The sequence below is a fragment of the Mobiluncus mulieris ATCC 35243 genome, assembly GCF_000160615.1.
GTDB classification, from domain to species: domain Bacteria; phylum Actinomycetota; class Actinomycetes; order Actinomycetales; family Actinomycetaceae; genus Mobiluncus; species Mobiluncus mulieris.
Window position 1 is genome coordinate 1,027,349 of record NZ_GG668518.1, and the last position, 20,127, is coordinate 1,047,475.

Here is a 20,127-nt window from a genome sequence, read left to right on the forward strand (position 1 = left end):
CATTCCGCCCCTGACGGCGGTTATTTCACGTCATACACGTGAATCGTCTGACTGTCCGGGGTGTTGTCATCATGCACCCAGGTTGAGAGGAAAAAGTAGTCGTCCCCGTAGCCGGACAGCGCCTTACTGCCCCAATCGCGCATGTTGGCGAAAGCCTCGCCGGGAGCGTTGGAGTTCGCCGGGTATTGGCAGTCCCCCGGCTCGGTGAATTCCACCGCACCGTTAGAGCGCAAATCTACCGCCGAGGCTCGGCATTGATGATCGGCCTGGGTCACCTGCTCGCGGACGAATATCTTCCCCAAGAAATGACCGTAGCCAAGCACGGTTTCCCCGACGGTGCGCTTAATCTTTTCCCCAGTCAAGTTCACGTAGCGCACCACGTCGCTGGGTGCCTCTACGGGATAATTCTTCATCCCGGGGAATTCGATGTAATCTTGCCAAATAATCCGGTCGCCCACCGCCGCGTCGATGATGTATCCGTTTAGCGCCTGGCCTTCGAAAATCTTCACGGCTTGCCATTTTTTGCTGGGGTCGAAGCCCCAGGCGGTCGGGTTACCGTGTTTTTCCATGTACATCCATTCGACTTCGTTATTGTTGGTGAAAGCCAGGGGCACCCCTTTCGAGGTGAATCCCACGAAAATCCGGGAATGCGAGGTGAAAAGCTGGCGGGGTGTCCCCGGGTGTTTCAGGTTCAAAACATGGGCTTGGCTGGGGTATTCCAGTTTACCGCCGTTGAATCCGCCGAGTTGTCTCCCGGTGGTGTAGAGCAGCACATCTTGGTGGATGGCCAGGTTGTCGCCCGGCCCGTTGGTTTGCCCGGTTTCGTCGCTGTCGAGCGGGGTGGGTTTACAGGTTTTTTGTAGGAATTCGGTTTTGGCACAGCGCATGAGTCGCCACGGATAGGGCTCTACCATTTTGTCGGTGCCCACAGCGGCCTTGTCGGGGGATTCTTCCCACACTATCCATTCCGCGCTGTTGGTGAGCCCAGTTACCCGTCATCTTTTGAGGCTGCGATACATTTCGGTGACTTTTTGGCTTTGAGGTCTATCTGGTGAATGGCGGTGCCGGATGCAAAGGGGCGTTCCTTATGCTTTTCACATTCCGTGTCGCAGCCGATTCGATAGGCCTTGTAATCTGGGGAATATCTGGTTCCCGGCAGGAATTCGATGTCACTTGGGAGTTCGAAAGTTCCGGCTGGGCTAATCTGTAGATTGGTTTTGACCGGGTCATATTGTGTGTCGAGGTTTTTGGCGCGGAATCGGGTTGGTGAGATATCGGGCAGGTATTCGATTTTGTTGGGGCGCGCCTCGGTGGTACCGGTTCCGTTTTCACTCAGTTTCATGAGGTACGTGGAGATTTCCTGGGCTTTCTGCGAGGAATATATCCCGCTATCTTTCGAGGTGGCGGGGTTGTTAGCGTTCTGGGATGCGCCAGTTTGGGTGTCGTCGATTTTGCGCAGCCCCGGCTTGGCTCGGGCGCATCCTGTAAGCGACACAGCAGCCAGTACTAATGCGGCGCTACCTGCGATTATGGCGTTAATTCGTTTTGAAAGCGGCACAGTATTCATGGCGTTCCCCTTTGCAAAATCCCCGCTAGGAACAACATCACTCTAGCTGGATACTAGAGAGGCAGCTTCTAAGGCTTCCTTTTGGTTCTGTTGGTATTTCCTCGCCTTACTGCTAAGCAGGGATAAGGGGATAATGATAATGAACTGGCCGATTAAGCATCCCCAGAGCAGCGGATTAAGTTTAGCCTGAGCTGACGAATCGTCTTGAAATATTAATACCAGACACAACCATATAGCCCAAATACCCATCAAGAATCCAAAAACAAACCAACGGAAAGCGTTTAGTCTATTCATGATAATTCCCTTCCTTAAGTCTGATGAAATCCTGGGTTTCCCAGACTCGCCACCACCTCGCCACCTTGCGCTTTAGCCTAACGACCCGACGAAACCCAGCGGTAGCTCTCATTATACCAAAGGGAACCCCTCCCTGACTAGACCTAAATCAGGCAAATTTTCAAACCGCTCGCTTCCGCCTATCGTTCCCGCAGGTCAGAGGATCTCTAGGCCTTAACAATTTCCGGCTACCCGACACCATCAATTGCCGTGTGCCGGTGATAATAAGTGGCGATACCAGAAGGCGTATTCAAACTCGGGATGCGTGGTTCCGTGACCGACATTTGCACAATAGAGCACAGACATTCGGTTTGGGTGGTGTTATATTCCCGAATTTTATTAATCCATTCAATGGCATCGCGATTGCTAATTCTTGTATCATTTTCGCCGAGCACAACAGCTAAAGAAGGATATTCCTGACATTTAACTTTTTGCACAGGAGAATATGACTTTATGAAGCGTTTAACCTCAGAATCTTCAAGAGGGTTCCCGAATTCACTCCAGTCTGTAGTGGTGAGTGGTAATTCCGGATTCTGAAGTGCTTCATAGGGATTGACAAAAGGTTGTGGAAGGAGTCGGTTTTGACGGCCACCACGTCCTCGATTTAGTACAGAAACACCATCCCGACGTAGTCCTAATGGACGTAGAAATGCCGAAAATGGACGGCATCGAAGCCACCAGGCAAATCAAGGAACGTTTCCCCAATCTAGGTGTCATCATGCTGACGAACTTCCGCCGGGAAACAAGCCCTGACACCCGCAGAACGCGACGTCTGGCAAGAAGTCCTTAAAGGCAAAGGCAACGCCCAAATCGCCAAAACCCTACACAGCCAAGAAAGCACCATCAAAACCCACATGACCTCCATCATGCAAAAATTCCAAGTCCGCTCCCGCGCCGAACTCCTAGTATTCAGCGCCAAAAACGGCGCCATCCACGAATAACCGCGCTTGTCGCGATGTGAAACTTACGCCAAGTTTCCCGACTAGCACCTCATGAACCTGCCGCAACGCAAGCAGACCACGGCAGTAGTCATAGCGAATCTAAAGAACCCAGACAGGGCTAGTTCAGGTAGTCGCGCAGGGACTGGGAGCGCGCGGGGTGGCGCAACTTCGACATGGTCTTGGACTCGATTTGGCGAATCCGCTCGCGGGTCACCCCGTAGCGATGCCCAATATCGTCCAGAGTCTTCGGCACCCCATCGTTGAGTCCGTAGCGCATGGCGATAACCCCCGCCTCGCGCTCACTCAAGGTATCCAATACGCGCTGCAACTGTTCCTGAAGCATTACGAAAGACACCGCGTCAGCCGGAACCACAGCCTCGGAATCCTCAATCAAATCCCCGAACTCGGAATCCCCGTCCTCACCCAGCGGGGTGTGCAGAGAAATCGGTTCACGCCCGTATTTCTGTACTTCCACGACCTTTTCTGGGGTCATATCCAGCTCGCGAGCCAGTTCATCCGGGGTGGGTTCGCGCCCTAAATCCTGCAGCATCTGGCGCTGCACCCGCGCCAGTTTATTGATAACCTCTACCATGTGCACCGGCACGCGGATGGTGCGCGCCTGGTCGGCCATAGCGCGGGTAATGGCCTGGCGAATCCACCAAGTAGCATAGGTCGAAAACTTGTATCCCTTGGAATAATCAAATTTCTCGACCGCGCGAATCAAGCCCAGGTTGCCTTCCTGGATTAAATCCAAGAACAGCATCCCGCGCCCGGTATAGCGCTTTGCCAAGGACACCACCAGACGCAGGTTCGCCTCCAACAGGTGATTCTTGGCATTCACCCCGTCTTGCACCACCCAGTGCAGTTCCCGGGCGTGCTTCGGGGTCATCGAATCTTGTTCGGTTTTCAACAGGTGCTCGGCATAGAGCCCCGCCTCGATACGCTTGGCCAGATTGACTTCTTGTTCAGCGTTCAACAGGGCGACTTTACCGATTTGCTTCAAATAATCCTTAACCGGATCCGAAGTCGCCCCTGCCACCGTGACTTTCTGGGCAGGTTCGTCGGTTTCGTCTTTTTCCGAAATCACGAATTCGGCGGTTTTGGAGCCCTTCTTGTGCTTAGAGTCCCCTGAATAATCTGCCGTGTCGTCCTCGATATCGTGGTCTTGTTCGCCATCGGTGTCGTCGTCAAGGTCGTCTTCGTCACCTTCCTCGAAGTCATCCAGGTCGGCTTCTTCGATGTCTTCCTCGTCCAGTTCGACATCATCAGGTTCGCTATCCTCGTTTAATTCTTCTTCCTCGTCCAGAGGCAAATCTTTAGGAATCTCGGTATCCGCGTCCTTAGGCTTATGTCCGCGCCGCGTCGCTGTGGTCTTTCGCGCTGTAGTGCCCTTTTTAGAGGATGAGGCACCAGTTTTAGTGGTATCAGCCTGTTTCTTTCCCGCAGCGGTTTTCTTAGCTGCTGCCCCACTGGTTTTGGGGGACTTGCTGCCAGTTTCCTTAGCAGCAGAAGCTTTAGTGCCAGCCGCCTTGGCGGTTTTAGCACCGGAATTTTTCGTGGTTTTAGTACCAGCAGTCTTAGCGCTAGCGGCCTTGTTACCTGCCGCTTTGGTGGTCTTACTACCGGACGCTGCCACTTTTTGGGCTGAAGTTCCGGATTTTGCGGTGGCGGTTTTAGTGCTACCGGTCTTGGAACTGGCGGTTTTGGGTGCCGTAGTCTTGGCGTTTGCTTTACTTTTCACTGCTTTCGCAGCAGCAGATTTCGTCGCCGTGGTCTTGGCGACAGAGGTTTTCTTGGCAGCAACTTTACTTGCGGTCTTAGCTGCGGTTTTCGCGGCTTCACCACTCGCGGTTATTGCAGTGGTGCCGGTGGTTTTGCTGGCAGTTTTCCTTGTTGTGGTGACCCTCTTTTTCTGGGTAGTTTCGCTTTGAACTTCGTCAGATTTTTGCTTTGTCGTAGACACCCCGAACCTTTCTCACGCTAAGTCATCTTCAACGTCCGAGGTTCAATTATAATTTTATGCTACCAGATTTTCATCTTACATGGTAAAATTTGCCACATGATTGAGGAAATTCCACTTGCCGACGAGATTCGTACTGGCGTAGGCCACCGACTCAACCACCCCTGGCAGCATTGCACTAGCGCAGCGCTGAGTGAAAAACAGCTCGATGATTTTTCCGATTCCACCATAGGTTTACTGTTACGCGGCAAGCGTTTTCGCGCTATCGGAGCCTATATCGGATGGATTGCGTCCGGCGGCACGGTCAGCCCTCAGATTCCCGGTTGCCTGTTGGATTTGGGGACTTGTCTGGAGCTGTTCCAGGCCTCTGCCATTGTCCACGATGACATTATTGATGAAGCCCGGATTCGTCGCGGTTTACCATCAGCTCAGATTGCTTTCATGACTTCCTCGCCGGCGGGCGGCCCGAAGTTTGGGGAATCGGCAGCAATTCTGTGGGGGGATTTACTCTTCGCGGCGGCAAACTCTTATTTCGCCAGCGCGGTGAAAGGCCTGGATTCCGCAAGACTCCAGGCACTGGGACAGCTCTACGTGACAATGCAAGCTGAGGTAGCCTACGGCCAGTACCTGGATCTTTTCGCGGAAAGTCGGGATTTAACTGCTGATGTTCCGCCTTCTAAGGAAAGCGCTATGGAGGTGATTCGCCACAAAACGGCACGTTATTCCGTGGTGATTCCAATTCTGATTGGAGCAGCCTTGGCTGGTGCCACCCCCGATTTACTGGCTAAACTAGAGGACTTTTCGACGCCGTTGGGGATTGCCTACCAGTTGCGTGACGATGACTTGGGGATTTTCGGCAGCCAGGAGTTAACTGGCAAGCCCAGTGGGGACGATATTTGCGCCGGTAAACGCACAGTGCAACTAGCGGTAGCCTGGGAAATGACTGATGACGAGGGTCGCGAATACTTGCAACGCTACTGGGGGGCTCCGGATTTGACCCCGCCGATTTTATCTAATATCCAAGCGATTATTACCGGTTCGGGGGCACGGGCGGCGGTAGCGAAGCTTATGAATCAGCATCTGAATCAGTCCCAGTTGATTCTCGATGCTCTCGATGTTCCGTTGGAGATTAAACAGCAGCTCTGTGCTTTTGGCTCGGCTTTGGTTAATCGCGAAAACTAGGGTTTTCCGTCGGGTTCATGAGGTGCCATCTTCACAGCGCCAATGCGCCCGCGATTCGTCTCACCGCTTTCTTTTTCCCAGTCAGCAGAGCTTGTAGCGGGGTCTCCCCCAGTGTCTCCTCGATCGAAAACAGCCAGCCTACTATCTCTGTATCTGTTAATCCGCAATCACGAAGCAAAGTAATAGTGCCTTTCAAAGTTTCGAGTGGCCCGACGTAATCTTCCCTTTTAACCAGGAATCCCCGGGGAATCAGGTGTTTACCGTCAGTGGGGTTTTCTAAGGCTACCAGGGAGCCGTCTTTTGTCCAGGTGCGTATCTGTTTAGGTTCCACTTCTAGGAAAGCGGCGGCTTCCTTAGGTGTGAGCCATTCCAATTCCGTCCAAATATCATTCATGAAACAAAACTACGCTGAAAAGTGTTACTTCTCGGGGAGGGACACAGAAATCTGAGCATTTTTATCATAGACTTACCGGCGTGACGGAATCTCATGAACCCAGGTCTGCAGACCTCCCAACATCCTCCCGGAACGGCGATAGTGCCGATAAGCCCACTAGTCAGGACGGAAATGCTGCTACCACGAAGATTCCAGCACCCGTTGTGCGGCCAAATCGCAACGGTAAACACCTGGCAGAAGATGATCCCGACGCGTTACCACCATTGACTGTTCCTCACCCGGGTTCCGTCGTGCCGGTTGGCGGCCAAGCCCAACCGGACAGTCTGGTGGGAACCACGGTTGATTCCCGCTACGTTATCGAGGCGCGAATTGCGCGTGGCGGTATGGCCACGGTTTATCGAGCCAAAGACACACGCCTCGATCGTCCGGTGGCTTTGAAAATCATGTACCCCCACTTAGCTGAATCACAGGATTTCGTGGCGCGGTTTCGCCGCGAAGCTCGTGCTGCTGCTCGTTTGACCCACCCGGGAGTGGTCGCAGTCTATGATCAAGGCACCACCGAGGGCTCAAGCTATCTAGTGATGGAACTGGTGCAAGGCCCCAATCTGCGTACCTATTTGCGTTCCCAAGGCTGTTTGCCCCTAGGGGAAGCCCTTAGAATCACCACGGAAATTTTTGATGCCCTGGCCGCCGCGCACCGTAGTGGATTTGTGCACCGCGATGTCAAACCAGAAAACGTGCTTATCCCCAAGTCCGGTCCGGTAAAAGTGGCTGATTTCGGCCTAGCACGTGCAGCTTCCGAAGCTACCGCTGCCACTACGGGTTCTATTTTGGGAACAGTAGCCTATCTAGCTCCTGAAACCGTCTCGGGCGAGACTGCTGACGGACGCGTAGATGTGTATGCTACCGGAATCATGCTTTATGAACTGTTGGCAGGGGTACCGCCTTTCACTGGGGATTCCCCTATCCAGGTCGCCTATGCGCATGTACACAACGATTTGCCTCACATTCGCCAAACTGAACCGTGGGTTCCCGAAGCGGTGGACGAACTGATTACGAAGCTCACGGAAAGGGATCCGGCACACCGCCCGGTGGATGCGGCGGCAGGCAAGGCTTTGGTAGAAGATGTTCTGGCCGAGCTTAACCCCGAGGAACTGACTCTGCGAGGTTCGGCAAAACCAACGCTGGAAGATTCCGAGCCTATGGATGCGGTTATGGCAACCCCGACTTTAAACCAGGTGCCGTTAGCCATGACAGGAACCCAGAAAAAAAGATGGTTTGGTCGTAAGGCTAAGGGTACAACCCCGTTGGCACCTCATGAACCCGCCACCCCCACGAACCACCCCACGCAAGCCCACAGACGAGGCCGACTTATAGCACTCATAAGCGTTTTAGTGGTAATGCTGTGCGCTCTGGGTGCGGCATGGTTTTTCCTGTGGGGACCGGGATCGTATCGCCCCATGGTGGATTTGACTAACCAGCAGTGGTCGGGAGCTTCTAAGGCACTACAAGACAACGATATAGCTTTCCAGCGACAAGACGTTTTTGATGACGAGGTACCCGCTGGCAATGTAGTTCGCACCCAACCGGCCGCTAACCAGCCCTTGGGACGCTTCCAAAAAGCCACGATTTATGTGTCCAAAGGCATTGAGATGCTGCGAATGCCTGACTTGTCTGGGAAAACCGCGCCGCAAGCAACCGAGTTGGTAACCAAAGCACGTTTTACCGCCCCGCAAATCAGCGAAGACTACTCGGATACGGTGCCTCAAGGCACGGTGATTAGTCAAGACCCAGCTCCAGGCACCACCATCCCGCACAACACAGTGGTGAAGGCTGTTATCTCGAAGGGACGTGAACCGGTTACTGTACCACACCTGGTCGGGAAGACTCGGGATGAGGCCAATGCTTTACTAGCGCAATCCGGCTTGAGTTCCAATATTAGCGAGGATTACTCCGACACGGTAGCTAAAGGCTTAGTTATCAGCCAAAATACTAAGGGCGGTTCCACCGTTTATCGGCACGACGAGATTTCCTTCGTGGTGTCTAAAGGACCGCGAACCGTGGCGGTTCCCAATGTGCAACGTAAATCTCAAGCGGATGCCACCGCGATTTTACAAGGCCTAGGTCTGAAAGTCCGTGTTGAGCGAGTGTTCAATGTGGCGGGTATTGTTGCTGATACTAACCCCAGAGCTGGGACGGTAATCCCGGTGGGGTCAACTGTCACAATACGGATGATTTAGAAACCCATTTCAGGGAAATCCACCAGGTCAGTGTTTTGCAATCCGGGACGCAGTTTCGCCAGCATTTCCGCCACCATAAAAGCCAGCTCCAAGGATTGCTGGTGATTTAGGCGCGGATCTACCAGAGTCTCGTAGCGTTTCGCCAAGGCGGCTTCATCCACGGTTTCAGTACCACCCACGATTTCGGTAACATCATCGCCGGTCAACTCTACGTGAATGCCACCGGGAATCATCCCTTCGGCTTCGTGAACCTCGAAAAATGCGCGCACCTCGTCCAGAACCGTTTCAAAGTGACGAGTCTTATAGCCACTCGCAGTTTTCACCGTGTTACCATGCATCGGGTCACACATCCACACAATGGGTTTGCCCGTGGCTTTACCGGCACGCAATAAACCGGGCAGAATCTCGCGCACCGAAGCATTCCCCAGACGGGAAATCAGGGTGAGTCGTCCGGGGATACCCTCCGGGTTGAGTCGCTCTGCCAGGTGTGTTACGTCTTCTGCGGTGGCAGAAGGCCCCAGTTTCACTCCAATCGGATTTTTCACCCGCGAAAGCATTTCCAGATGTGCACCATCAAGTTGCCGAGTACGTTCCCCAATCCACACAAAGTGCGCTGAAGTATCGTACAAGTCCTCGGAAATAGAATCGACACGAGTCAAAGCGTTTTCATATTCCAAGAGAAGCGCCTCATGAGCCGAATAGAAATCCACTGTACGCATCGCATCGGCAGGCACCCCAGTTGCTTTCATGAACTGCATCGCCGCATCGATGGATTGAGCCAGGGCATCGAAACGGGCATAGGCTGGATTGTTCACAAACCCCTTGTTCCATTCGTGAACCCGGCGCATATCGGCATATCCACCCTGAGTAAAGGCTCGAATCAGGTTCAGCGTAGCGGCCGAATATTGGTAGGTTTCCAGCAGACGCTTGGGATTTGGGGTGCGAGATTCCCGGGTAAACTCGTGACCATTGACCGCGTCCCCACGATAAGATTCCAGGGTCACGCCATTACGAGTCTCGGTGTCAGCCGAACGCGGCTTGGCGTATTGCCCGGCCATCCGACCCATCTTGACCACCGGTAACCCTGCCCCGTAAGTCAAGACCACCGCCATTTGCAAAATCGTCTGAACCTTCAGTTTCAAGTGGTCGGCGGTGGATTCCGCGAAAGTTTCCGCGCAATCCCCGCCGGTCAGCACGAAAGCCTCGCCCTTGGCAGCCTTACCCATAAGTTCGCGCAGTTCATTGACTTCCCCAGCGAAAACCAGGGGTGGACGGCGTTTGAGTTCCACGCAGACTCGCTGGACTTCGACCACATCGGGATAAGCCGGCTGTTGGACGGCGGGACAGGCACGCCACGCCGCTTCGAAGTCTTGCAGATGAAGTTGTTCTAGGCTGTGTTCCACGCTGATTATTGTCCTTGTACCCCAGTTGTAACTTGGTCCAGGCTACCATTGGTGGCCTGGACCAAGATTATCAGCAATCTCTAGATTTGGCCGATTTCAGACAGCAAGGTTTGGAACCATGGTGTGGTCACATCGAAAGGCTTGCCACCTTTAATCCGTTTGAAATCAATGCAGCTAAGAACATCGTGGTTTTCTTCGTCATGCCCAATAACCCCAGATTTGCCAGCAAAAGCGCTCTGTACCGCCAAGTCCACCATGCCCTTTATCAGCAACAAATCCTGTTGATTAGACGGAGCAGAGCGTGCGAAGTATCCGGATTTTTGCACCAAAACCTTTTCGGCTTGCAAATCCGTGGCGAAATGCTTGGCGAAATACTGACCCGGGTTGATTTCATCAAGGCGCACATGCCCGAAAGCGTCGCGGTTAACCGTCTGTCCAGCCGCTTCCATCTCAGCCACAATATCCATCACACCCGCACCCTCGGACAGGAAAATATTGACATTTCCTACCCGATTCATAATCTCTTTGAGCCGTTTGGCTTCCGCTTTGATATCCATCTTCATTTCTGGGACATATACCCCGTGAATCTCCCAGTGGGAGCGATCCAAACCTACGCTGGGGACGAATTGCTGTTGATCCAACCACTCCCGGTAGAGCTTTGCGGAATAGGCGGTTAGCCAGCCACAATTTCGACCCATCACCTCATGAACGATGAGCATCCGGGGCGACACGCGCGACTCAGAAATAATGTGCGAGGCGTAAAGCGCAGTGTTTTCCGCTGCGGTATACGCACCCAGCGACTGGCGAATCGGTACCACATCGTTGTCAATAGTCTTAGGCAAACCCACCACGGTCAGGTGATAGTTATTGGTCTCCAGGTATGCAGCCAAGTCGGCGGCGGTAGTATTCGTGTCATCACCACCAATGGTGTGCAGCACATCAACCCCGTCCTTAACCAGACGATTGGCAGCAACCTGTAAAGCATCCTCCCCTTCCTTGATGAGGCCACGCTTGACTAAATCAGCGGTGTTGGTAAGCTTTACGCGAGAATTACCAATCGGGGAACCGCCGTAGTTCTGCAGGCGAACGGCATGGGCGCGAGCCTCGGCATCTATTACGAAATACTTGCCGGTCAACAGGCCGTGATAGCCGTGCTCGTAGGCAATAATCTCGACATTCGGGTCGGACTCCGTGTATCTCTCAATTAGCATTCCCACTGCCGTAGACAAGCAGGGCGCGAAGCCTCCTGCGGTCAGTAGCGCTACTCGTTTTAAACTCACTGTGTCACCTTTCTTTCTAGTGTTTTTCGGGTTTTCAAGCCTATTTTTAAGAGGCATCCTTGGAAGCCTTTTTGGCTTCTTCAAGCTTTTTCTTTACGTTCGCGGCGTATTCATCAACGTATTCCTGTCCTGACAGCAACATCAGCGCATACATGACCTCATCAGTGATGGAACGCAATGCGAAACGATCATTCTCCATCCCAATATAGCGGGAAAAATCCAGGGGTTTACCAACAATAACCCCGATTCGTTCCGGACGTGGCAGACGCTTGCCAATGGGCTGAGATTTATTCGTCCCCACCATCGCCACCGGAATAATTGGTGCCCCAGATTCCAAGGCCAGCCGGGCAATCCCAGTTTTACCACGATAGAGTCGTCCATCCGGGGAGCGGGTTCCCTCGGGATAGATTCCAAATAAATCTCCCCGCTTAAGTACCTCCAGGCCTTTATCCAGGGCGGCCTGGGAGGCTCGTCCCCCCGAACGATCCATAGGAATCACTCCCACGGATTGCATGAAGTGTTTCACCATCCAGCCTTTGAAGCCGGTACCGGTGAAATAATCAGATTTACCGACGAAGGTAATCTCACGTTTGGTCATGAGTGGCAAGAAAATGGAGTCTATAACGGCTAGATGGTTGGACGCGAGAATAGCCGGCCCCTCGTCCGGGATGTTTTCCCCACCGCGAATCCACGGTTGAAACAGTAAATGCAGCAACGGGCCCGCTACAAACTTTGCAAACCTGTACATTTTGAACCTCCGCTTGCCTGATTAGTAATTTCTGTATAGCTTGGGCATTATGTCTTTGTTTAAGAAAGGCCACCGGGATGATGTTCCCGACGATGATGAAATTGAACGCCGGTTCGAGGAACTAGCCTTGGCAACCCCGGAACTCGGTGGCGTGGGACCTCGCGACTGGTCTCCGGCAGAAGATACCGAGGGTTTCGTTCAGCCTGATCCCCCTCTGCCCCATTTACGTCCCTCCACAGTGAGAGGATGGGTTCTGCTGGTCATCAGCCTAATGGGTCTGTGCGTACTGGGCTTTGCACGCCCCGCTTTTTCTGCTGTCATAGCCTGTGTGTGTCTCCTGATTTTGTTATGGAGCTTGTACCTCCTGATTATCAAGAAATAGTTCGCACAATCTTCCATTAGTGCGCGGGTGCAAGCACTTTCTGGATGGCATCAACTACAGTGTCGGCGTGGAACGGCGCCTGAATACACTGCGCTGCTCCCGACCAGCGAGCTAGCCACTCGTCTTGGGGTCGCGCCACCAGCATAATAACCGGAGGAACTTTATCATGATGGTCATGTAACCAGCGAGACAGAGATTCCCCGCCTTCCTGGGTGGTCTCCGCATCCAAGACCAACGCCGCGAAACGGTTTTCTTCGAAGCTCAACTTCGCGGCCTTCGCGGTGGCTACTTCTAGCCAGTTAATCGGCGGCAAGCCAAAGGCTCCACTGATTCCGGCTGCGTCCATAATAGTTTCACGCGTGTGCAAATCACTGCTGAAAAGCATAATTTCGGCCGCATCGGGTTTAGTCTTCGCATCCATAGGCAACTCCTTCATATTGCTAAATTCATTCTAGCCTGGCCTGTCTTAGGAGCAAAAACCCCACCCTAGGTTATTTCGCGGGCGTGTTGCCTTTCTCCGAGAGGCTAATTGCATCGACAATATCAACAATCTGAACCACGCCGCGTTTAGCCGCTTCGTTTGGTGGTCCAACCAAAACCACACGGGAGCCTACTTTCTTGCCCACAGCCTTGGCATCTTCAGCTTTTACCCAAGTCACCGAACTGCCATTCGTCCAGGTGGATTGGGGGGCATCACCCCATGACCCATAGACCAGCACGTATCCTACTTGATCACCGGCTTCGATGGTGCGCCCCTGTCCTTCCATTGTCCACACAGTAACAGGCTGGGAGGGAATCTTGGCTCCCTCGACATATGCAGGTTGAGGTTCCTCACCAGGTTGGCAGTAAATCTTAAGGCCATCGGGCAATTTCGCGTCAGTAGGTTTAGACTTCGAAAGTACCTGGGTGTAGGCCGCCAACTGGGGTTCGTTCAAAACTGGTGGAGAGAACACAATATCAACTACAAAAACCAAGGTGTCACCGGCCAGCTTGGGCTTGCCAGCAATCCCCTTGCCCGCTGCCTTCTGGGCTTGTTCCTCAGGGGTGAGTTCCCCGTAGCCAAGCTTGGGAGGAATAACCAGCTCGACCCGATCGCCCACATGCGCTCCCGCTAATCCCCAACGCCAACCTTGCACCACTTCACGCAGGTTGAAAGTAGCGGTTTTGCCACGCTTCCAGGAACTGTCAAAGACTTTCCCGTCCCAAGTTTGCCCCACGTAGTTCACCACCACATCCGCATTGGCAGATACCTCGGAACCACTGCCTTTAATCAGGATACTGCGAATAAAATCATTGGACGGTGCCCCACTACCCGGGGCTATGGTCGGTTCCTGGCCAAAATCTTTGCCGGCCGTTGCCTCCGGGACGGGAGCATTTTCGGCGGGTTTGACTTCAGGGACTTCCCCGGATGAAGCCGGGGTAATTGTCTTGACGCAAGCCTTAGGCTTTGCCAACGGAGCATTAGATTCTTTATCGGCCTTAGAACACGCACTCACCCCTGCAATCAAAGGAATCAGCGCCAATACTGCCAGGAATTTCTTTGAGACTCGCATAAAATCCACTCCCTAAATCTTTAGCGTTTGGTGTCATATGAAGCCAAAATCTGCAGCAATGCCGCCCGCGGCTCGCTGGAAGAAGTAGCCGGATACACGACCAAAATCATACTTCCCAAGGGCAAGCCTTCGGCTTTGATGGAACCTGCCTCGATAGCGTACATCTTTGCGTTGCCCCAATCCCCAGGAGCGGTAGCCTTGCCCCAGTCCGCGCTGATTTGTTTCACTACCACGGACTGTCCCGGTTTGACGTTTTCACCGTTTCCTTGAGCATAGACGGTAGCATTTTGTTTCGTGGGGTATTCCCCCGCAGCGCTGGCATCTACCCCGAAATCGCCGTTTTCTGAAGCGTTCACGCTGACTCCTTGCGGCAAGGCTTCATTAGTCGGGGTAACTTGGAACTGACTGCCCGCATCCGGGGACACTGCAAGGCGAATATCAGCCACGTAGGTCAAAGTGTCGCCCTTCTTTACCCCAATAGATTCACTACCAAGATCACCATAGGCATCAGTGGGAGGCATTATCAGCATGAGCCGCTGTCCCACTTTCGCTCCACGCAAGGCCATCCATCCCTTAATCGGTGGGTCAGTCAGCGAGAAACCTCGTGGTTCGCCAGAACCCGCGATAGTCGAGTCAGGTAGCTGCGCTCCACCCCACACTTTGCCATAGTAATCCACCAAGACAAAGTCAGAATCCCCAACAGTTTGACCTTTACCGTCACCTTCGTCCAAAACCTTGGTCAAGATGGATTGAGGTGGCTTGTTACTGGGGAAATTTATCTCCGGGACGGTACCAAAGTTTGGGGAAGACACCGTAGGAAGACCATCTCCAGTTGCCTTTCCACAAGCGGAAAGCGTGAAAACAATGGTAGCGGAAGCCAACAGAACTGCGATTTTTCGAAACACGATACTCCCTAAATTGTTGCAACTCTTAAAATCTTTTCCATTCTACAGGGTAACTCTCAAGAAGTACCGCAATTTCGGCGCAGCTCGCCCTAGCTTTTCTTCCCTGAGTTACTTCCAAGATAGCTCTTAGTGAAAAGACCCTCCACAAGAACAGGTATTAGCCGCATTCGGATTGTCAATCACAAAGCCCTGCTGCGCCAAAGTATCCTGGAAATCAATCGAGGCTCCGGCGAGGTACGGAACGCTCATCCGGTCTACCACCAGTTTCACCCCATCAAAATCCCGCACCGCATCGTCTTCCTCAATGACATCGTCGAACTCGAGCTGGTAAATCAGCCCGGAACAGCCCCCCGGTGCCACTCCAATACGCAGGTTCAGGTCATCGCGGCCTTCCTGTTCCAGCAGTGCCCGGATTTTTGCCACCGCCGCTTCGGTCAGGTTAACTTCGTGGGTCAAGGTTGCGGTTTCGCTCATAAATTTCCCTTCATTCAGATTCACTTCAGTTTTCAGTTTAGCCTGGTTTGGTTTGCCTTGCATTACCCGCAAGTGTTTTGTTCGCCGCCGGCACAGTCTAAAGCCGAAATAAAACCTGTAAACTGGCTGAATTCGGCTCGAAAGCAACCGGTTCCCCGAGTTTAGTTGAAAGCCGCTCTGCCTTTCAAAACTAGGGTACATTCAGTCATGATGCCAGGTTTGTCCCAGAATTTTACCCCAATCTTCGAGGCTACGATTGGGCTGTTCTGCTAACAAATACACGCCAGATAATCCGGATTCAGCCAGTTGCCGACGCGACAGTGGCGTGTCCATGGCAAGAGCCACCACCGGTTGAATTCCGTGACGCCAGACTTTCGAAACTACTAGGCTGGTCAAATCCCCCACCCCAGGTTCACCGGTAATTTCGGGAGTGAAAACCACGACCTGCTCAGCTCCAGAATCAAGTTTCAGGTGTCGCGGGGGTAAGACTGGTACGCCGGGTACGGCAACGCTGCCAGGCACGGCTATGGTTTGCATGGTTAGGATGTCATGAGGCGCTGATTTCAGCCAGCCCCTCATGAACCCGTCAAACCACGAGGCCACCGCTGGCACGGCGAAAACCTGAATTATCAACGCAAACCCGCCGCCGCCAGCCGCCCCAAAAATAGCGTCTCGGCTAAGGCTGCAGCCTGAAGTGCCGCCAAATCCTGGGACTCATTCTCAGAATGCGCCTGTGACAACGGGTCTTCCACCCCCGTAACCAAAATCTGGGCATGAGGGAACAGCTCCTGGAAAGTGGCGATGAACGGAATCGAGCCCCCCACTCCGATGTGTACTGCCGACTGGTCAAAAGCGTCAGTAAGCGCTCCTTGCATCAGTTTCATCGCGGGCGCTTCCAAATCAGCGGCGTAAGCCGGCCCGTATTCCCGCACGTTAACTGTAACTTCCGCCCCGAAAGGCACGTGAGCCTGGAGATAATCCGTCAGCGCCGCCCCAGCTTGTTGCGGATTTTCTCCCGGAGCTATCCGCATCGAAATCCTGGCGGTAGCCTCGGGCAACAAGACATTCCCAGAATGTTCCACGTCAGGACAATCGATCCCAATTACTGTTACCGTGGGTTGCGTCCACAGGCGGGCAGTCAAATCGCCCTCGCCAATCAGCTTCAACCCGTCGACCGCGCCGAGTTGCTCACGCAAATCCGCCTCGGGGTAATCCACATCAGCCGATAAGTCGCGCACCAATCCAGGCACCGCCACCACCCCGGTATCGGTGTGCAAAGTCGCTATCAGGCGACACAAGGATGTCAAAGCATCCAAGACGACCCCTCCGAACTGGCCAGAATGCACCGCGTGGGTCAAAGTGCGCACCGTCACATCCACAATTAGCACCCCCCGCAAGCCAGTAGTTAAGGCTGGGGTCTGGGCATCCCAGTTCGAAGAATCCGTCACTATAATCACGTCAGATTCCATGAAATCCCGGTGCTTTTCAAGGAAAGCGTGGAAGGTCGGGGAACCGACTTCCTCTTCCCCCTCTATGAACAATTTCACCGTCACCGGCAGGTTTTCACCCCAAGCTCGCAAGGTCGCCAGATGAACCGCGATTCCCGCCCCATCGTCGCTGGCACCACGCCCATAGAGTCGCCCGTCCTTTTCCACTGGCACGAAAGGACTGGTGTTCCACCCGGATTGGCCATCGGCCGGCATCACGTCGTGGTGGGCATAGAGCAGCACGGTTGGTGCCCCCGCCGGCCCGGGTTTCTCGCCAATAATCGCGGGGCGAGAAGTGCGCCCGGTTTTGGGGTCTTGCACCGTGGTGATTTTGGCTTCAAATCCGGCTTTCGCCAGTCTCCCAACGATGAATTCGGCACTTTTCACCATGTCCGCCTCGTGTTGCGGCAAGGCAGAGATTGCCGGGATTGTCACCAGTTCCTTTAGGAAATCCACGATTTTCGGGAAATCAGCGTTGATTTTATCTCGCAATGTTTTTTCGTCCATGTGGCTGAGCCTCCTTTGGGGAAAGGGTTTCAGGCCTCTCCCAAGTTGTGGAATAATCGAGTTATCATGAGTCTATTCAAAAAGAAGCCAGCAAGCGAAGCCGACCCCGCCAGTTCCAAGTCGACGGCGGGCGGTGGGGTGCCGAAAGTTTCCCGCCAAAAGAAAGGTCCGACTCCGTCGCGTAAAGCCCAGGAGGCCAGGAATTACCGCCCGATTGTGGGTGGGGACAAAAAGGCCGCCAAGGAACGTGCCCGCGAGGAATCCCGTCGCCGTATGGCGTTGGAAGAGGAAGGCATGCGTACCGGGCGGGAGGATTTACTGCCCTTGATGCACCGCGGTGCCGCCAGGCGTTTCGTGCGCGACTATGTGGATGGGCGTTACACCTTTTCCGAGTGGATGATGTTTGCGGTGCTGTTGGCCATGTTCGGTGGAATTATTGCCGTGTCGATTTTGACCCAAAACAAGATGCAGGCACTGGCTTTCCAGGTGAATACCTGGTCGATGATTGCGTCCTATGCGTTCTTGATTGTGGGTTGTGGCGAGGGAATTGTCCTTGCCCGTCGGGCGCGTACTTTGGCGGCGGCTAAGTTGGGCGAGGAAAAGATTCCCCGGGGCTTGCGTTGGTATGCCTTCTCACGTTTGGTGATGCCGCGTCGCTGGCGCCAGCCCCGCCCCCAGGTGACACGTTGCCGGCGCAAATCATGAGGTGCCATCTTCAAATCTGTGTGATATGTCGAGACAGAGATGACGCTAGAAAACTTAATTTTGCTGTTGCCAGCATGCTTGCAGATGTCTGATTTTTGGGACATTTTCATAGCTTTAGTTATCTCCTAGAGTGAAGCTGACGGTAGTTTTCTATGAGTGAAACACGTATGCTAAAAATCGGAGATTTCTCTAACTCTGTTGGAGCGAAAACAGGCGAAGTCCAGCTGTTACGTTCAAAGGGATTTACCCAAGAAAAGCTAATTCAGCAGTTTTCAAGCAAAGTAGATTTAGATAAAAAACAAGAGGCGCAACTCGGGCGTAAAGTATCAATAGATTACATGTACCAAAAGTTGCAGGAACGTAACATAATAACAGAGGAAGAGACCAAGAAGCTGAGAGAGACAGTACGTTCTAAAAAAGAACTAGCTGAGGAGATATACCTGAAATACGGACCAGGTGACGAATCTGCGAGTGCTAGTAATATGGCAGAAGGGGTATTGCTTAGCAATGGCATTATAGTAGATCCTGATGATAAGGAGGGCATTAGAAAGCTATCTAAGCTATCTAGGAAGGATGTTTCCGCTGTAGAAAGAATTCTTGGTTGCGACTACTCCTCGGGGTGTGGAACCTTTCACCTCAGACACTTGGCTAAGTGCAGGGAATCTGGCATAATTCAAGGCGAGCTAAGCCTTAAACATTTTTCGGTGATGAAATTTATTCTCAATTTAAATTCACAAGACGGATCAGAAGAACCAACGCTCATGAAGGAAAGGATTAAACGATTATATGAGGTGCTAAATTTGAACGAAATACATGATACTTCTTCCATTTGGCAACCAAATATGAGCGAAAAGAATGAAGGTTTAGCTTCGATTAAATTCTAAGAATTTATCTGAGAATTTAATCGCTCTAATATAACATGCAAGGTTCAATGGTTGTGGGGTGCAGGAAGTTTCCTGCACCCCACAACCATTGACTAGGAATGCTGGTAATTTTACTTGAGCTGATTTTGCGCAACGCACGAATATCCCGAGTTAAGAAATTCCCTTGCGGGGGCAGTGTTTCCCGCTTGCAGCGGAGTAACGTTATCTTCCAGGAATCGGTCATAGTCAGGAAACATTTTTATGTCCTTGCTTTCTTTGAATCCCAGGAGTATCTGGATAGCTTTCTGCACTTCATCAGATTTTCCTGCTTCTTGGTTTTGAACCGCGCTCTTAAGCCAGGCACATTGCCATTGCACCAGCGCATCGGATTTAAAGTATCCAGGTTCATACCAAACTTCTTGTACCTCAAACTTGTTCTGGTTCGCAGTACGCTCTGTTTTCTGGGCTTGAACTTGTTGAAGCTGATCTTGAAGTTCTTTGAACGAATGCTTTGCTTCAAAAGTTCCTTCTGGTGGAAGAGTATATTCACGCTTTATTTCCTCCAGTTCCTGCTTCATTTGAAGCTTAGCTTTGCGAAGAGATTCATTCAAAGTTTCCTCAGCCTTTGCAAGAACTTGCAAGTTCTGAGAATCAACTGTTGGCACATCACGTGGAGATGCATTAAAATACGCTGCCGTACATAACCCTATTATACAAGTCGCTATGGATATGGCACCAGCTACCTTATAAGACGAAACATTCTTCATAGCCTCACTCCTCTCTAGCTATGGTTGGTGGCATAACTAATTTTACACAGAGTTCTATAGCTGCTATAATGAATATTTTCTTCTTGCTCATATTGTAGCTCCTTTTCGTTACCTTGGTTTGGCACATCTCGGAAGATGCAATTCCGTAACTCACATTATTACCGATTCCTCACGTTACATCCGTGCTTATTGCATCTACTTTGTTGCCAGTGGTTGTCTAGCCACCAGTATCTATCATAGAGGGGCATGAAGAACCTGTAAATATCCCAAAAATAGGGCATCAACAAGTGTTTAGCGATGACTGACTGTGAAGCACTCGTCGACTATAACTGCTTCCTGCTCTAACCCAATTCGAGAAATCCGCTCTAGCTCTCGCAACCCGAATAACTTGACAAAGCATAATCCTAAAGTAAAATTAGCTTATACTGAGAGAATC

At 52.4% G+C, this 20,127-nt stretch carries 20 protein-coding genes and 2 pseudogenes; 7 read left to right on the forward strand and 15 right to left on the reverse strand.

The genetic code is table 11. The annotated features are described in order from the left end of the window. Positions 1–20 precede the first annotated feature (20 nt). The 3 genes and pseudogenes from HMPREF0577_RS04335 to HMPREF0577_RS11550 all read right to left on the reverse strand — a co-directional run. A complete protein-coding gene (locus HMPREF0577_RS04335) occupies positions 21–959 on the reverse strand; it encodes a hypothetical protein (RefSeq protein WP_004012477.1) in 939 nt (312 codons plus the stop codon). Positions 960–988: 29 nt separating this feature from the next. Further along, the gene (locus HMPREF0577_RS04340; RefSeq protein ID WP_004012478.1) at positions 989–1,567 is read right to left on the reverse strand and encodes a hypothetical protein; all 579 of its coding nucleotides are present in this window, start codon (positions 1,565–1,567) and stop codon (positions 989–991) included. Positions 1,568–2,088: 521 nt separating this feature from the next. Then, positions 2,089–2,403, reverse strand: a pseudogene (locus HMPREF0577_RS11550) (prolyl oligopeptidase family serine peptidase); the annotation flags it as partial. A 62-nt stretch (positions 2,404–2,465) separates the two neighbouring features. Between HMPREF0577_RS11550 and HMPREF0577_RS11790 the strand changes: the two are divergent. After that, a complete protein-coding gene (locus tag HMPREF0577_RS11790) occupies positions 2,466–2,690 on the forward strand; it encodes a response regulator (protein WP_004012481.1) in 225 nt (74 codons plus the stop codon). Beyond that, a complete protein-coding gene (locus tag HMPREF0577_RS11795; protein WP_248613705.1) occupies positions 2,650–2,841 on the forward strand; it encodes a response regulator transcription factor in 192 nt (63 codons plus the stop codon). Before HMPREF0577_RS11790 ends, HMPREF0577_RS11795 begins: the two co-directional genes overlap by 41 nt. Before the next feature lie 118 nt (positions 2,842–2,959). Here HMPREF0577_RS11795 and HMPREF0577_RS04360 read toward each other — a convergent pair whose 3' ends face one another. Further along, entirely contained in the window at positions 2,960–4,804 is a 1,845-nt protein-coding gene (locus HMPREF0577_RS04360; RefSeq protein ID WP_004012482.1) for an RNA polymerase sigma factor, read from the reverse strand. Positions 4,805–4,900: 96 nt separating this feature from the next. Here HMPREF0577_RS04360 and HMPREF0577_RS04365 point away from each other — a divergent pair, with 96 nt between their 5' ends. Then, a complete protein-coding gene (locus HMPREF0577_RS04365) occupies positions 4,901–5,983 on the forward strand; it encodes a polyprenyl synthetase family protein (protein ID WP_004012483.1) in 1,083 nt (360 codons plus the stop codon). Positions 5,984–6,014: 31 nt separating this feature from the next. On the opposite strand, the gene HMPREF0577_RS04370 is transcribed toward HMPREF0577_RS04365, so the two are convergent. Further along, on the reverse strand, positions 6,015–6,377 hold the full coding sequence (locus HMPREF0577_RS04370) for an Rv2175c family DNA-binding protein (protein ID WP_004012484.1): 363 nt from the start codon (positions 6,375–6,377) through the stop codon (positions 6,015–6,017). Positions 6,378–6,457: 80 nt separating this feature from the next. On the opposite strand from HMPREF0577_RS04370, the gene pknB reads away from it, so the two are divergent. Next, a complete protein-coding gene (gene pknB, locus HMPREF0577_RS04375) occupies positions 6,458–8,617 on the forward strand; it encodes a Stk1 family PASTA domain-containing Ser/Thr kinase (RefSeq protein WP_244854363.1) in 2,160 nt (719 codons plus the stop codon). On the opposite strand, the gene HMPREF0577_RS04380 is transcribed toward pknB, so the two are convergent. From HMPREF0577_RS04380 to HMPREF0577_RS04390, 3 genes and pseudogenes are all read right to left on the reverse strand, one after another. Then, the gene (locus HMPREF0577_RS04380) at positions 8,614–10,020 is read right to left on the reverse strand and encodes a class II 3-deoxy-7-phosphoheptulonate synthase (RefSeq protein ID WP_004012486.1); all 1,407 of its coding nucleotides are present in this window, start codon (positions 10,018–10,020) and stop codon (positions 8,614–8,616) included. The two genes, pknB and HMPREF0577_RS04380, sit on opposite strands and share 4 nt — an antisense overlap. Positions 10,021–10,100: 80 nt before the next feature. Continuing rightward, entirely contained in the window at positions 10,101–11,300 is a 1,200-nt protein-coding gene (locus tag HMPREF0577_RS04385; RefSeq protein WP_036342295.1) for a pyrophosphate--fructose-6-phosphate 1-phosphotransferase, read from the reverse strand. A gap of 55 nt (positions 11,301–11,355) precedes the next feature. Further along, positions 11,356–12,048, reverse strand: a pseudogene (locus tag HMPREF0577_RS04390) (lysophospholipid acyltransferase family protein); the annotation flags it as partial. 49 nt (positions 12,049–12,097) lie between these two features. Here HMPREF0577_RS04390 and HMPREF0577_RS04395 point away from each other — a divergent pair. Beyond that, positions 12,098–12,430, forward strand: coding sequence for a hypothetical protein (locus tag HMPREF0577_RS04395; protein ID WP_004012489.1), 333 nt, complete (start codon positions 12,098–12,100; stop codon positions 12,428–12,430). A 16-nt stretch (positions 12,431–12,446) separates the two neighbouring features. Here HMPREF0577_RS04395 and HMPREF0577_RS04400 read toward each other — a convergent pair whose 3' ends face one another. From HMPREF0577_RS04400 to HMPREF0577_RS04425, 6 genes are all read right to left on the reverse strand, one after another. Further along, a complete protein-coding gene (locus HMPREF0577_RS04400; protein ID WP_004014933.1) occupies positions 12,447–12,851 on the reverse strand; it encodes a DNA-binding transcriptional response regulator in 405 nt (134 codons plus the stop codon). 70 nt (positions 12,852–12,921) lie between these two features. Beyond that, the gene (locus HMPREF0577_RS04405) at positions 12,922–13,983 is read right to left on the reverse strand and encodes an FKBP-type peptidyl-prolyl cis-trans isomerase (protein ID WP_004012491.1); all 1,062 of its coding nucleotides are present in this window, start codon (positions 13,981–13,983) and stop codon (positions 12,922–12,924) included. 20 nt (positions 13,984–14,003) lie between these two features. Continuing rightward, on the reverse strand, positions 14,004–14,888 hold the full coding sequence (locus tag HMPREF0577_RS04410; protein WP_004012492.1) for an FKBP-type peptidyl-prolyl cis-trans isomerase: 885 nt from the start codon (positions 14,886–14,888) through the stop codon (positions 14,004–14,006). A 126-nt stretch (positions 14,889–15,014) separates the two neighbouring features. Then, positions 15,015–15,362, reverse strand: coding sequence for an iron-sulfur cluster insertion protein ErpA (erpA, locus tag HMPREF0577_RS04415; RefSeq protein WP_036342453.1), 348 nt, complete (start codon positions 15,360–15,362; stop codon positions 15,015–15,017). Between the two features lie 201 nt (positions 15,363–15,563). After that, positions 15,564–15,995 carry a hypothetical protein gene (locus tag HMPREF0577_RS04420; RefSeq protein ID WP_004012494.1) on the reverse strand — a complete coding sequence of 144 codons (432 nt, stop codon included), beginning with the start codon at positions 15,993–15,995 and terminating at the stop codon, positions 15,564–15,566. Next, positions 15,992–17,356 carry a M20/M25/M40 family metallo-hydrolase gene (locus HMPREF0577_RS04425; RefSeq protein WP_004012495.1) on the reverse strand — a complete coding sequence of 455 codons (1,365 nt, stop codon included), beginning with the start codon at positions 17,354–17,356 and terminating at the stop codon, positions 15,992–15,994. The genes HMPREF0577_RS04420 and HMPREF0577_RS04425 overlap by 4 nt, the downstream gene beginning before the upstream one ends. Positions 17,357–17,422: 66 nt before the next feature. Between HMPREF0577_RS04425 and HMPREF0577_RS04430 the strand changes: the two genes are divergently transcribed. Both HMPREF0577_RS04430 and HMPREF0577_RS04435 read left to right on the forward strand, forming a co-directional pair. Next, on the forward strand, positions 17,423–18,061 hold the full coding sequence (locus tag HMPREF0577_RS04430) for a DUF3043 domain-containing protein (RefSeq protein WP_004014928.1): 639 nt from the start codon (positions 17,423–17,425) through the stop codon (positions 18,059–18,061). A gap of 152 nt (positions 18,062–18,213) precedes the next feature. Further along, positions 18,214–18,945 (forward strand): hypothetical protein, encoded by a 732-nt coding sequence (locus tag HMPREF0577_RS04435; protein ID WP_248613685.1) that lies wholly within the window; start codon positions 18,214–18,216, stop codon positions 18,943–18,945. 110 nt (positions 18,946–19,055) lie between these two features. Here HMPREF0577_RS04435 and HMPREF0577_RS04440 read toward each other — a convergent pair whose 3' ends face one another. Beyond that, the gene (locus tag HMPREF0577_RS04440) at positions 19,056–19,691 is read right to left on the reverse strand and encodes a hypothetical protein (protein WP_004012498.1); all 636 of its coding nucleotides are present in this window, start codon (positions 19,689–19,691) and stop codon (positions 19,056–19,058) included. Positions 19,692–20,127: the final 436 nt, after the last annotated feature.